The 13,505-nt window shown below is 43.8% G+C and carries 12 protein-coding genes; 8 read left to right on the top strand and 4 right to left on the bottom strand.

From position 1 onward, the window contains the following. Window positions 1-33: 33 nt before the first annotated feature. Window positions 34-1,050: a gliding motility lipoprotein GldB gene (gldB, locus tag FAM09_RS20275; protein WP_136578958.1), complete on the top strand. Its 1,017-nt coding sequence runs from the start codon at window positions 34-36 to the stop codon at window positions 1,048-1,050. 153 nt (window positions 1,051-1,203) lie between these two features. On the opposite strand, the gene FAM09_RS20270 is transcribed toward gldB, so the two are convergent. From FAM09_RS20270 to FAM09_RS20265, 4 genes are all read right to left on the bottom strand, one after another. Further along, a complete protein-coding gene (locus FAM09_RS20270) occupies window positions 1,204-1,683 on the bottom strand; it encodes a YcxB family protein (protein ID WP_136578957.1) in 480 nt (159 codons plus the stop codon). A 336-nt stretch (window positions 1,684-2,019) separates the two neighbouring features. After that, a complete protein-coding gene (locus FAM09_RS30765) occupies window positions 2,020-2,157 on the bottom strand; it encodes a hypothetical protein (protein WP_153825466.1) in 138 nt (45 codons plus the stop codon). An 80-nt stretch (window positions 2,158-2,237) separates the two neighbouring features. Beyond that, window positions 2,238-2,360, bottom strand: coding sequence for a hypothetical protein (locus tag FAM09_RS31440; RefSeq protein WP_262711675.1), 123 nt, complete (start codon window positions 2,358-2,360; stop codon window positions 2,238-2,240). 448 nt (window positions 2,361-2,808) lie between these two features. After that, window positions 2,809-6,177 (bottom strand): vitamin B12-dependent ribonucleotide reductase, encoded by a 3,369-nt coding sequence (locus FAM09_RS20265; protein ID WP_136578956.1) that lies wholly within the window; start codon window positions 6,175-6,177, stop codon window positions 2,809-2,811. A 449-nt stretch (window positions 6,178-6,626) separates the two neighbouring features. Here FAM09_RS20265 and FAM09_RS20260 point away from each other — a divergent pair, with 449 nt between their 5' ends. The 7 genes from FAM09_RS20260 (at window position 6,627) to FAM09_RS20230 (ending at window position 13,436) form a co-directional block, all read left to right on the top strand. Beyond that, window positions 6,627-7,355 carry a DUF2490 domain-containing protein gene (locus FAM09_RS20260; protein ID WP_166437209.1) on the top strand — a complete coding sequence of 243 codons (729 nt, stop codon included), beginning with the start codon at window positions 6,627-6,629 and terminating at the stop codon, window positions 7,353-7,355. A gap of 91 nt (window positions 7,356-7,446) precedes the next feature. Beyond that, window positions 7,447-8,205 carry a geranylgeranylglyceryl/heptaprenylglyceryl phosphate synthase gene (locus FAM09_RS20255; RefSeq protein WP_136578954.1) on the top strand — a complete coding sequence of 253 codons (759 nt, stop codon included), beginning with the start codon at window positions 7,447-7,449 and terminating at the stop codon, window positions 8,203-8,205. A gap of 475 nt (window positions 8,206-8,680) precedes the next feature. Next, a complete protein-coding gene (locus FAM09_RS20250; protein WP_136578953.1) occupies window positions 8,681-9,421 on the top strand; it encodes a GNAT family N-acetyltransferase in 741 nt (246 codons plus the stop codon). 17 nt (window positions 9,422-9,438) lie between these two features. After that, on the top strand, window positions 9,439-10,644 hold the full coding sequence (locus FAM09_RS20245; protein ID WP_136578952.1) for an argininosuccinate synthase: 1,206 nt from the start codon (window positions 9,439-9,441) through the stop codon (window positions 10,642-10,644). A 108-nt stretch (window positions 10,645-10,752) separates the two neighbouring features. Next, complete coding sequence (gene argC / locus FAM09_RS20240; protein WP_136578951.1) at window positions 10,753-11,784, top strand: N-acetyl-gamma-glutamyl-phosphate reductase; 1,032 nt, start codon at window positions 10,753-10,755, stop codon at window positions 11,782-11,784. A 100-nt stretch (window positions 11,785-11,884) separates the two neighbouring features. Then, window positions 11,885-12,241 carry a four helix bundle protein gene (locus tag FAM09_RS20235; RefSeq protein WP_136578950.1) on the top strand — a complete coding sequence of 119 codons (357 nt, stop codon included), beginning with the start codon at window positions 11,885-11,887 and terminating at the stop codon, window positions 12,239-12,241. A gap of 49 nt (window positions 12,242-12,290) precedes the next feature. Continuing rightward, window positions 12,291-13,436 (top strand): aspartate aminotransferase family protein, encoded by a 1,146-nt coding sequence (locus FAM09_RS20230; protein WP_136578949.1) that lies wholly within the window; start codon window positions 12,291-12,293, stop codon window positions 13,434-13,436. Window positions 13,437-13,505 lie beyond the last annotated feature (69 nt).

The following is a 13,505-nucleotide window of genomic DNA, read 5'->3' as shown; positions in this document are numbered from 1 at the left end:
AAACCCATAAAGGGTCAATGAAAATTATATACCATGAAAAAAGCAGGATTGGTTTTACTGGTTATTGCGGGATTATTTTCCTGTAAAGACAAGAACGTTCCCGATGTGTCTGACATCAAAATTGACATTACTGTGAAACGGTTCGAACAGGATTTCTTCGCCATAGACACCAACCATATAATGGCCTCCCTGCAGCAGCTTAGTGAAAAGTACCCGCTCTTTCTGGGTGATTTTTTATACAATATCATGGAACTGCCTGGAATAAGCGACACCAGTTCGCAGGAGCAGGCATTGCTGAAAAAGTTTATTGCCGATTACCGGCCTGTCAAGGATTCAGCCGACGAGGTATTCCGCAACTTCAATTCAATAGAAAAGGATGTGGAGAAGGGGTTGCAGTTCGTAAAATATTATTTCCCCGCCTATAAAACCCCGCCGCAATTGATCACGTACATCGGGCCTATGGAAGGGTACAGCGATGTAATAACCCGCGATGCGCTGGCGGTTGGCCTGCAATTGCATATGGGAAAAAATTATTCATTATACCGCAGTAGCATGGGCCAATCGGTATTTCCCGATTACATTTCACGGCGATTCACCCCCGATTTCATTACGGTGAATTGTATGAAGAACATCATTAACGATATTGCGCCTGAAAAATCTGGCAGCAAGGCATTGATAGAACAAATGGTTGATAAAGGGAAGCGGTTATATGTGCTGGATAAGATCTTACCGTATACCGCAGATACCGTTAAGACCGGTTATACGGGCGCTCAACTGCAAGGTTGCTATGAAAATGAGGGTAAGATCTGGAATTTCTTTCTCACCAATAGTTTGCTGTTCAGCATTGACCCGGTTAATATAAAAACGTATATGGAAGAAGCCCCCAGCACACCTGAACTGGGCGACCGGTCACCCGGCGCTATTGGCGTATTTGTCGGCTGGCAGATCGTGAAGAAATACATGTCGAAGCATGAGGGGCTTTCTTTAAACGAACTGCTCAATACCGATCCGAAGAAAATATTTGAAGAGAGTAAGTATAGACCAGGTTAGGATAGAAATGAAAAATGAGAAATTAAGAATTAGGAATGAGAAAGGGAATACACCGCTGCGCCGCACAATTCACGCTACACGCCAAATGACGGTTAAAGCATTTTTCCCTTTTAATTTCTCTGTTTTTCATTTTTAATTCTTCATTTTCTTTCCCTATTTCTTCACAATCTTCTTCCTTAACAACTCCCGTGCTGTTTGCAGGTCGGTGATAGATTTAAACGAATCTTTGGGAACCAGGAAAAACGAGCGGGCATCGAAGTATAAATGAAAAAAATAAGGGCTTTCTACAAAATGGCTGAACTGTTTCCAGGCCCAGCCCTTAGCGCCTTTGGCGGTTTCCAACACTACGTTCTCTTCCTCAAAATGCATGATAAAATGATCCTGGAAAGTAAAAGATTTGCGATAAATGCTGCCTGGTAAAATGCGCCAGATGACCAGCATCAGCAAAAACCACAGAAAAGAAAATATTAAAAACGATAATGCCTGTATCTTCTTAAAGGCAAACAATACCGCAGAGGTAATTGCAAATACGTTGATCAGTATCAGTAGGATCTTAATTTCCGGACGCATTAAAAAGTGATAACGTAAAGCCTGTATCACCTGCTTTTTATCATAACCAAATTGGACTGTCATTCAGTTTTCCCCCATTAAGGCCGTAAAAGTAAGGATTCCCGGCAAAGGCAGGTATAAAAAACAGGGTTCAAATTAATGAACCCTGTCCAGCAGTGCACATGAAACGATCCCGCTTTCGCGGGAGATTCCTGTTTTTAGGGCAAATTTGTTCTTAATGGCTATACTTAGGTTTAGTAATTCGGTCTGATATATTTTTCAAAAAGAGTAATCATTTCTTTTGCAAACCTACAGCGTTACGAGCCCGGTTGCAATACCACTTTGTGGTGCTATTTACAATACGTTTTTATTTCAAATATTTGACTACCAATATATTAAATAAAAACGACACCATTCTGCCTACTCCAAAAAGGCATTAAGGTAACCGGGTATTTTTTGTGAGGTCAACAGGGTGCTGGTGGCGGGAGGTGAAAAACTGGCGCACTCTACGAAGTTATGTACTGAAATAAGGCCCGCTTCCCGGATCTTACTGGACATAAAAAACCCTGGCAGTTGAATCAACTCCCAGGGCAAATTATTTTAATGAATAAAAATTGTGTTTACAGAAGGCGGCGCAGCTAGCGAATGCTTCTGCCACATTTAGCCTTGCCATTGGCGGCTTCATATGTAGTAATGTACCGGTTACAGGAAGCCAACGATACAATACCAATCGCGAGTAATAAAAGTGTTAATAATTTCATGCGTACAAAGGTTGGGTTTCAAATAGGGTTAAACGGGTTTCTTTAATAGATTAATATTATAAAACATATAAAAAAATGTAAAAATAAGTAGATGAGCAGCCCGCTTGGTAAGATGAATGGATTACTAATCCGATATAGTCTTAAGAGGGGAAATCACAAAAAGCCAAAAATCAAGAACCTAAATTAAGCACGTTGAACCGGGAAGGCTGGTAACCGGCAACCGTTTCTGGCAAATCTACCTTTTGCTTTCAGCGTTCATCATTTCGTGGCCTAAAAAGAAAAATCCGCTCATGAAAATGAGCGGATAGTTTATAAAATATAACCGTCCAAAATTTAATATTAATGCGCCGGCCAATTGCTTGTTGCCAAGACTTGTTCTGTTGCCGGCCCGCCCCGATTTCACCCGGGACGTAAGGATATTGGATCGGGTACGTGTAATCGGGACTTATTAACTACAGCCCATGCTATTACCGCAATTGAGACATTTATAGCAGGTTCCACTACGGATGGTAATATGTCCGCAGGTATTGCAGGCCGGTGCGTCGCTTTGCATGCTTTTAGCTGCCGCATTGATTGCATCTATACCTACTTCTGCTTTTTTAACAGTGGCTTTTACTGGTTTTAAAGGTTCTACTTCCGGTGCTTTTGCCGGTTTACCAGGCACCACCCGTACATCACTCAATGGTGGCGTTTTTTTTTCATACTCCAGTGAGGTGGGAATTTCATCCCAATCATCGGTGCCGGTATTCATTACTTCGGGCCTGTCGAGTACATGCACCAGGTCGGTTCTACCCAGGTACTCATAAGCAAGGGCACGGAAAATAAAGTCTACAATGGAAGTAGTGCTCTTAATGTTCGGATGATCTACCATGCCCGCCGGTTCAAAGCGGGTGAACACGAACTTCTCTACAAACTCTTCCAACGGCACGCCGTACTGCAAACCAATTGAAATAGAAATGGCAAAACAGTTCAACATGCTACGCATGGTAGCCCCTTCTTTCGCCATATCTATGAAGATCTCACCTACGGTACCATCGCCATACTCGCCTGTACGCAAAAACAGCGCTTGTCCGTTGATCTTGGCTTTTTGTGTATAGCCGCGGCGTTTTGCCGGTAACGTTCTGCGTTCAACAATTCGCGCCAGCTCCCGTTTCAATTTGGTATCGGGAGAAGCCTGCACGCGTTTTTGCACTTCACCTAATAATTCAGTAATAGTGAGTTTGCCTAAGTCAACAATGTTCGATTCCTGCGGCTCAATGGCTTGCGCTTTATCGCTTGTTTCTTCTTCTGTTTTTTTCTTCTTATCGCTCTTATTGCTCAGCGGCTGGCTCAGTTTTGAACCATCCCTGTACAAAGCGCAGGCCTTCAAACCCAGTTTCCAGCTCATCATGTAAGCATCGGCGATTTCTTCTACCGTTGCTTCATTGGGCAGGTTGATGGTTTTTGAAATAGCACCACTTAAGAAAGGTTGTGCGGCTGCCATCATACGAATATGGCCATGGGCGTGAATGTAACGCTCTCCTTTTTTACCGCATTTGTTGGCACAGTCAAAAACGGGCAAATGTTCGGCCTTTAAGAAAGGAGCACCTTCAATGGTCATGGTACCGCAGATGAAATCATTAGCGGCCTCAACCTGTTCATCGGTAAAGCCCAATGCTTCCAGCAAGCTCCATTCAAAATTAAAATATTGCTCAGGTTTGAATCCCAGGCGCTGCAGGCATTCTTCCCCGAGCGTGTAAACATTGAATACGAATCCGATTTCAAAGGCGGAAGCTACAGCTGCATCTAATTTCTTTATTTCTTCGGCAATAAATCCTTTCTCACTTAACGTTTGATGATTGATGTGAGGAGCGCCTACAAATGTGCCAGCACCTACTGCGTATTTAACAATGGCTTCTATTTCACGTTGCTGGTAACCCAGGTTCTTCAACGCGGTGGGTACCGACTGGTTAATGATCTTAAAGTAACCGCCACCGCTCAGCTTTTTAAATTTCACCAGGGCAAAATCGGGTTCTACACCAGTGGTATCGCAATCCATTACCAGGCCGATAGTGCCGGTTGGGGCAATCACGGTTACCTGTGCATTGCGATAGCCATATTTTTCTCCTAATTGTACTGCTTCGTCCCAGGCTTTGGTAGCGGCTTTCAACAAATAATCCGGACAATATCTTGCTTTAATACCTTGTGGCTTAATATGCAGTTTTTCGTACTCATCTGCATCGTACGCGGCCAGGCGGTGGTTACGCATTACACGCAACATATCTTCACGGTTCTCTTCGTACCGTGCAAAGGGTCCTAAAAAAGAAGCCAGCTCGGCAGATGTTTTATACGCTACGCCGGTCATGATAGCCGTAAGCGCGCCAGCAATACCGCGGGCTTCTTCACTATCATAAGGTATGCCCATTACCATTAACATAGAACCGAGGTTGGCATAACCCAGGCCCAGGGTGCGGTAATCGTAGCTCAGTTGCGCTACCTCTTTGGAAGGGAACTGCGCCATCAGCACTGAAACTTCCAGCACAACCGTCCACAAACGGCATATATATTCAAAACCTTCTACATCAAATGAGTTATTGGTTTCATTGTAAAAACGGCGCAGGTTGGCAGAAGCAAGGTTACAGGCCGTATTGTCGAGGAACATGTATTCGCTGCAAGGGTTGGAAGCGTTGATGCGACCGCCCTTAGGACTGGTATGCCATTCATTGATGGTAGTATCGTACTGCGTACCGGGATCTGCACAACGCCAGGCGGCATAGGCAACCTGGTTCCATACTTCGCGGGCAGGAATGCGTTTCATTACTTTACCATCGGTTCTGGCCTTTAATTCCCAGTCTTCGTTCTTATCGAGCTTCTCAAAAAACTCATTGGGTACGCGGATAGAATTGTTGGAGTTTTGTCCGCTCACAGTTCTATAAGCTTCGCCCTCATAATCGCTGGGATAACCGGCAGCTATAAGCGCTCCTACTTTCTTTTCTTCTTCCACCTTCCAGTTAATGAAGTCCATGATCTCGGGATGGTCAAGATCGAGGCAAACCATTTTTGCAGCGCGACGGGTAGTACCACCGCTCTTGATGGCGCCGGCAGCGCGGTCACCGATCTTCAAAAAGCTCATCAAACCGCTGGAAGTGCCGCCACCGCTTAATTTCTCACCTTCGCCCCTGATATGGGAGAAGTTGGTACCCACGCCACTGCCATATTTAAATATGCGGGCTTCACGCATCCACAGGTCCATGATACCGCCCTCGTTAACCAGGTCATCTTCAACGCTTAATATAAAACACGCATGTGGTTGCGGACGTTCATATGCTGAAGTAGATTTCTTCAATTGATTGTCAACAGGGTCTACATAATAATGTCCCTGTGGTTTTCCCTTGATGCCGTAGCTTTCAAATAAACCGGTATTGAACCATTGCGGGCTATTCGGTGTGCAAGACTGGTTCAGGATACAATGCACCAGCTCTTCATAAAATATAGTGGCATCTTTTTCAGAAGCAAAATAGCCATACTTTTCACCCCATACTCTCCAGCAATTAGCCATGCGATGCGCCACCTGTTTTACAGATGTTTCACGACCCAACGAACCATCCTGCTGCGGAACGCCTGCTTTGCGGAAATACTTTTGCGCAAGAATATCCGTAGCAATCTGACTCCAATGTTTGGGCACCTCTACATTATTCATTTCAAACACAACTTCACCACTCGGATTACGGATCACCGACGTTCGATAATCATATTCAAACAGATCAAATACGGAAATACCTTCCTGGGTGAAACGTCGATTGAACTGCAAGCCTTTCGATTGCTTTTTGCTGGGCATAGGTTACTTAGTTTTTAACATGATTAAATCAGGGTAGAGGGAAAACGAAAATATCTTCTCGAGGCCAGATTTCCGATTCTTAAATATGCACACCTGTGGAAAAAGGATGTTGAAATTACTATAGCTCAAGCTGGGTGTGACTTACTTGATTTTTGCACAGAATACGGTGCAATGTTGATTACTTTTTTTAGGTTATTATCAAAAAAAAATGTATCTATTAAGCTTCTGAACTACACGTCATTCAGAAAAATTATCAAGCAGTTACCAGTTAACGGTTTCCTGGTACCGGGCCCTTAATGCGGAATACCCGCCTTTAATCAAGCTGCAATAATTCAAGTCCTGGCAACTGGTACCTGGTAACAGGTAACCCATTCTTCCCCTTACAAACGACCATTAGGTAATTGTTCTTTTTCTTTGCATGAATGTCTTTTTATAAACAATTAATACTGATGATGGTTGGAATGATAACTGGCTATTGTTCCCGTTCCCAGGTGGCATTGTCAGGCTGGGCTACCACCAACAACCAGATAGCATTTACCCGCAAGGTCATTTATCAATTGGAGGCCAGTGTAAGAACAGATCCAAAAAGACAACAGTTGCAGACATTCTTATTTCGCACCGGCGCTTTTATACAATTTAGCAACCGGTGGAGCCTGGGTGGTGGTTATTGCCTTATTGACAATCGCCGTACTATCAGTGGTATTACCGGGTATGCTGTTGAACATCAGGCATTGGAACAGGTATGGTTTACCCATCCTGTGAATATAGGCTCCCGTTTGCATCAACATAGAACCCAAATGCGACACCGGTTACGCCTCGAAAACCGGTTTCTGCCCAGGCTGGAACAGGCAAATAATTCCCTTAAGAGAACCGGAACTTCTTTTGCCAACCGGTTACGATACCAGATAAGAGAGCAGATTCCGTTGGTTTCCACTACAAACGACTTTGAAAAAGGCATGTATTTGATCTTGCAAAACGAATTCTTTTTCAATATTAGTGGCCAGCGGTATGTAAATGGTAAAGTATTCGATCAGAACCGGAGCCTGGTGGCTACCGGATACCGTTTTAACCGGAAACTTGACCTTGAGTTATCGTACATGTTACGGGTTGTTAAGGATGCCAGCAACCGGAATACCCGGGAAAATATACTACAGGTAACGGCTTTTAGCAGATTGTAATGATCTGAATAACAATAAATGGCAAAAGTTTTAGTACCTTATGGCCGCTTTGGAAAACTTTTTGCATTTTTGTAGTCACCAATAGCCCAGCATGACGAATCGCATTTATCAATCGCTACTGCAACATAAGGAAAAAGGACAGAAGTCATTTGCAGTACTGATTGACCCAGACAAGGTTACGGTAGAAAAAATTGATGAATTAACTGCATTGGCCACAGAAGCACGGGTCGATTACTTGCTAGTGGGCGGCAGCCTGGTGGTCACCAACAGCCTGGATGAAGTGGTTCAACAAATAAAGAAGAATTGCGATATTCCGGTGATCCTGTTTCCGGGAAGTCCTTCGCAAATTACCCCATATGCCGATGCATTGCTTTATCTCTCGCTTATTTCAGGTCGCAATGCGGAGCTGCTGATCGGCCAGCATGTTATATCTGCCCCGTTTGTAAAACAAAGCCGGTTAGAGATCATTTCTACCGGGTACATGGTCATTGACGGTGGCGCTCCTACTACTGTTTCCTATATCAGCAATGCAGCGCCTATCCCCGCCGACAAAAATGAAATTGCGATGTGTACTGCCATGGCTGGTGAAATGTTGGGCATGAAGCTGATTTACATGGATGCCGGCAGCGGCGCCAAACGTCCTATCACCGAAAGCATGATAGAGAAAGTGGCGCAGATCATTGAAGTGCCGCTGGTAATTGGCGGTGGTATTACCGATCCGGAGAAAGCATACCGCAATTGTAAAGCCGGTGCCGATATGATCGTAATTGGCAATGCCATTGAGAAAGACGCTTCATTAATAAAGGAAATGAGTGCAGCCATTCATTCTGTGCCCAGCAGGATCGTTTAGTAATGAACTTTCTGATAAATGATTTGTTCACTGATCGTTATTACCTACAAACCCGTAAGCAATTGCGGGTAACGGTAGCTTAGCCAACCGCCATCACCCATAATTCATCATTATTTGGGGAATTAGCTAAAATTTTACACGAAAAATCCCCAATCATTTCAAAAAAGTGTTTTTCTTTGCGGTGACAAATTCATTGAATCAAACGCATACCCATTAAAATGCAAAAAAATCTCACCATAATACTCGCTGATGTAGTCGCGCAAAGCGTGATTACTATAGTGCGTGGGGTTTTTCCTGTACGGCTCCGTACGGTTTTTTTCTTCCAACCTATCCCCGTAAGGGTGCGACGTTGATACTTACTGTACCATACAGCATGCTCTGTAGTTACCGGAATGGCTTATGTTCCAGCAAGCCATGATTCCCGGCACAATGTTTTAAGTCGTTGCATTTTTCACATTTAGCCTTGTTTCAAAAAATGGAAACCCAACATCAATTTCAGGTTATTGTAGCTAACGAATCACACCTCAGCTTTGCACAGATCATATGCGATGAAATGGCTTCATCGGCCAAAGCCCGGGGAACCGGTATAGCCAAACGATCGCCCGAATATATACAACAGAAAATGCGTGAGGGAAAAGCCGTGATCGCCTTCAACCAGGACGGCATCTGGGCCGGCTTTTGCTATATCGAAACCTGGAGCCATGGCGAATATGTAGCCAACTCAGGATTGATTGTTGCACCTGCCTTTCGTAAAGGCGGACTGGCAAAAGCTATTAAGAAAAAGATCTTCGAACTGAGCCGACTGACATTCCCTGACTCAAAAATATTCGGCCTTACTACCGGACTGGCAGTGATGAAGATCAACAGCGATCTGGGTTATGAACCTGTTACTTATTCGGAGCTTACCCAGGACGAAGCGTTCTGGGCCGGCTGTAAAAGCTGTGTGAACTACGACATTCTCATGAGCAAGGAACGGAAAAACTGTTTGTGCACTGCCATGCTGTATGATCCGAAAGATCATTATGAGCCGCAGGAAACCAAAGAGTTTTTTGAGGAGAAGAAGAGTGTGTTTGAACGAATGTTACGTATAAAACAATGGAAATTGCTGAAGCCTTTCTTTAAGGACGATAAAGACTCCAATAGCGGAACTAAAGACTCCCAGGGTGGCGGCGCCGGCAAGATCAAATCTTTTTTTCACTACTTTTTTAATTTCTAAAAACAATTTCTGCGAAGATGGCAAAGAAAGTTGTTCTCGGTTTTAGCGGTGGTTTAGACACTACATTTTGTGTAAAATACCTGGGCGAAGACCAGGGCTACGAAGTGCATAGCATTATTGTAAATACCGGTGGTTTTAGCGATGAAGAATTGAAAAAAATTGAAGAGCACGCCTATAAACTGGGAGTTAAAACACATACAACAGTTAATGCCATACAAGGATATTACGATCGTATCATCAAATACCTTATTTACGGAAACGTGTTAAAAAATAACACCTACCCGTTAAGTGTGAGCGCCGAACGGTTGAGCCAGGCCCTGCACATTGCAGAGCACGTACAAAAATTAAAGGCCGATGCCGTAGCGCATGGCAGCACCGGCGCCGGTAACGACCAGGTTCGTTTTGATATGATCTTTCACATTTTGATCCCAGGTGTTGAGATCATTACTCCCATCCGCGACCTGAAGCTGAGCCGTGAAGCAGAAATTGATTACCTGAAAGGCAAAGGCGTGAACATGAACTTTGCCAAAGCAGTATACTCTATCAATAAAGGTTTGTGGGGAACCAGTGTCGGTGGTAAAGAAACATTATCATCAAAAGGCATGTTGCCCGAAGAAGCCTGGCCAACGCAGGTTACCAAAACAGGCAGTGAAGAAGTTAAGCTCAGCTTTGAAAAAGGTGAACTGAAAAAGATCAACGATAAAGCATTTAGTCATCCTACCGAAGCCATTCAATACCTGCAAACCATTGCCGGTGCGTATGGTGTAGGAAGAGATATACACGTAGGCGATACCATCATTGGTATTAAAGGCCGGGTTGGTTTTGAAGCCGCAGCGCCCATGGTTATTTTAAAAGCGCACCATGCTTTGGAAAAGCATGTGCTTACCAAATGGCAGTTTAACTGGAAAGATCAGCTGGCGCAGTTCTATGGAAACTGGTTGCACGAAGGACAGATCATGGACCCGGTTATGCGCGACATCGAAGCTTACCTCGAAAATTCGCAACAACATGTAACCGGCGATGTATTTATACACCTGCAACCTTATCGCTTCCAGGTGATCGGCATTGAATCATCGTATGACCTTATGAGCAGCAAGTTTGGCAAGTATGGTGAAATGAATAGCGGCTGGAGTGGCGAAGATGTTCGTGGGTTCAGCAAAATATTCGGAAACCAGACCTCCATTTGGAACTCGGTGAAGGAAGACAACGAAAAAGGGAAATGAGAAATGAAAAATTAAAAATGAGAAATTAAAAAGTAAAGGCATCTTAGAGGTGTATCCACTTTCTCATTCCTCATTCTTCATTTCTAATTTTTAATTCTATTGAGTTTTATGAGTCAGAAAATAAAAGTAGGCATAATAGGGGGCGCCGGATATACCGGAGGAGAATTACTCAGGTTGCTGATCAATCACCCCCATGTTGAAATTGCTTTTGTGAACAGTAAAAGCAATGCCGGCAATCCTTTACACCAGGTGCATGCCGATTTAATTGGCGAAACCAACCTGCAATTCTCCGATGACCTTTCTCCTTTACAGGATGGAAGCATTGATGTGTTGTTCCTGTGTGTAGGTCATGGCGATGCGCGGAAATTTTTAACTGAGTATACCGTAACTGACAAAATAAAGATCATTGATCTTTCACAAGACTTCAGGTTGAGTGCGAAATCATCCATTGGCAATCGGCAATTTATTTATGGATTGCCTGAACTGAATAAAAGCAAAATTAAAACCGCACAAAACATAGCCAACCCGGGATGTTTTGCCACTGGTATCCAATTAGGCTTGTTGCCATTGGCAAAGGCAGGGTTACTGAATTCGGTATACACCACCGGCATTACCGGTTCAACCGGCGCCGGACAGAGTTTATCGGCCACCTCGCATTTCTCCTGGCGGGCCAATAATATTCAAGCTTATAAAACCTTAACGCATCAGCATTTAAAGGAGATCACCCAGTCGTTACAGCAACTGCAACCATCTTTTTCTTCCCCCTCCACCGGAGAGGGCCAGGGGGAAGCCTCCGATGCGTTGAGCTTTATTCCCTGGCGCGGTGATTTTACCCGCGGCATTTTCATCAGCTCGCTGGTTGATTGCGATTGGAAGGCGGAACAGCTTTCTGAATTATACAATGACTTTTACCATAACCATCCATTCACCGTGATGAGCAAAGGAGAGATCTTTTTAAAGCAGGTGGTGAATACCAATAAATGTATCATTCAACTGGAAAAAATAGGTACCAAGCTGGTAGTGCACAGCGCCATCGACAACCTGACCAAGGGCGCCTCAGGCCAGGCCGTACAGAATATGAATTTAATGTTTGGGGTTGATGAGCGTGCTGGATTAAAATTGAAGGCTAACTACTTTTAACCAGTAAGCTAAACGCGGAACGCACAACGCTAAACGCGAAAACAAATACAGTTGGGGGATTGAGGATAAAAGATGCAATGAGATTATCAAAATCCATTGTATGAGAGATTATAGAAAGTATGAAGTTTGGGAGAAATCCCACGAATTAGTTCTGTTTGTTTATAAAGAAGTAGCACCTTCTTTTCCTAAATATGAACAATTTGATCTGCTTAGGCAAATGAAAAGAGCCGCTTATTCAATACCATTCAATATTGTTGAAGGATGCGGCAGGAATTCAGATAAAGATTTTGTTCATTTTTTGGATACCTCGTTAGGTTCGGCCCATGAATCGGAATATTGTTTTTTGCTAGCTAAGGACTTAGGATTTATTCGAAAAGAGCTTTATACAGTGTTATACGAAAAGATTAACGAAGTAAAAGCAAAAACAATTAACCTTATAAAATCTATTCGTTCATAAGCTTTGCGTTAAGCGTTTTACGTTAAGCGTTAAGCAAAATACAGGAGTTATGAAATTATTCGATGTCTACCCTATCAACAACATCGCCATCGAAAAGGCCAAAGGCTCTTACGTATGGGATGACAAAGGGGAACAATACCTTGACCTGTATGGCGGTCATGCGGTAATTTCTATTGGCCATACCCATCCGCATTACGTAGAACGATTAACCTCTCAATTAAATAAAGTCGGTTTTTATTCAAACTCGGTTAAAATGCCTTTGCAGGAAGAGCTGGCAGAGAAACTGGGCAAATTATCCGGCAAACCCGACTATCAGTTATTCCTGGTCAGTTCAGGAGCAGAAGCCAACGAAAACGCATTAAAACTGGCATCGTTTCACAACGGTCGCAAGAAAATAGTCGCCTTTAAAAAAGCTTTCCACGGCCGAACCTCTCTGGCTGTTGCTGTAACCGACAACCCATCTATTGTAGCACCGGTGAACCAAACGCCGAACGTGATCTTTCTTCCTTTCAATGACGTAGCAGCGCTCGAAGCCTGCTTCGCAGAACAGGGATCAGAAATATCATCGGTGATCATTGAAGGCATACAGGGCGTGGGCGGCATCAATGTAGCCAGCGAGGTATTTTTACAAACCATCCAGCGGTTGTGCACTGAACATGGAGCAGTTTATATTGCCGACAGCGTGCAATGTGGTTACGGCAGAAGCGGTAAATTCTTTTCGCACGATTACGCTGGTGTAAATGCCGATATCTACACCATGGCCAAGGGCATGGGCAATGGCTTCCCTGTTGCAGGCATCATCATCGCGCCGCATTTGCAACCCAAACACGGCATGCTGGGAACTACATTTGGTGGCAATCACCTGGCTTGCGCAGCAGCATTGGCGGTGATTGAAGTGATTGAAAAAGAAAACCTGGTTCAGAATGCAGCCGAAGTTGGAAAATATTTAATGGATGAACTGAATAAAATTCCACAATTACAAAATGTACGTGGCCGGGGGTTAATGATCGGTTTTGATGTACCTGAAACGTTGAAAGACCTGCGCAAGAACCTGCTGTGGAAGCACAAGATATTTACCGGTGAAGCCAAACCCAATGTGATAAGATTATTACCGTCACTGGCCTTACGGAAAAAAGATGTAGACCAGTTACTGGAAGCAATAAAAGAAGAAATTCAGGTTGGTGCTGAAGCATAAAAAAGCTAAACACTGAACGCTAAATGCTGAACGCTGGCTTTCGCATTAGGCGTTAAGCGTTTAGCGTTC

Source organism: Niastella caeni, assembly GCF_004834005.1.
In the GTDB taxonomy this organism is placed as follows: Bacteria; Bacteroidota; Bacteroidia; order Chitinophagales; family Chitinophagaceae; genus Niastella; species Niastella caeni.
This window is presented reverse-complemented; position numbering and strand designations above follow the sequence as displayed.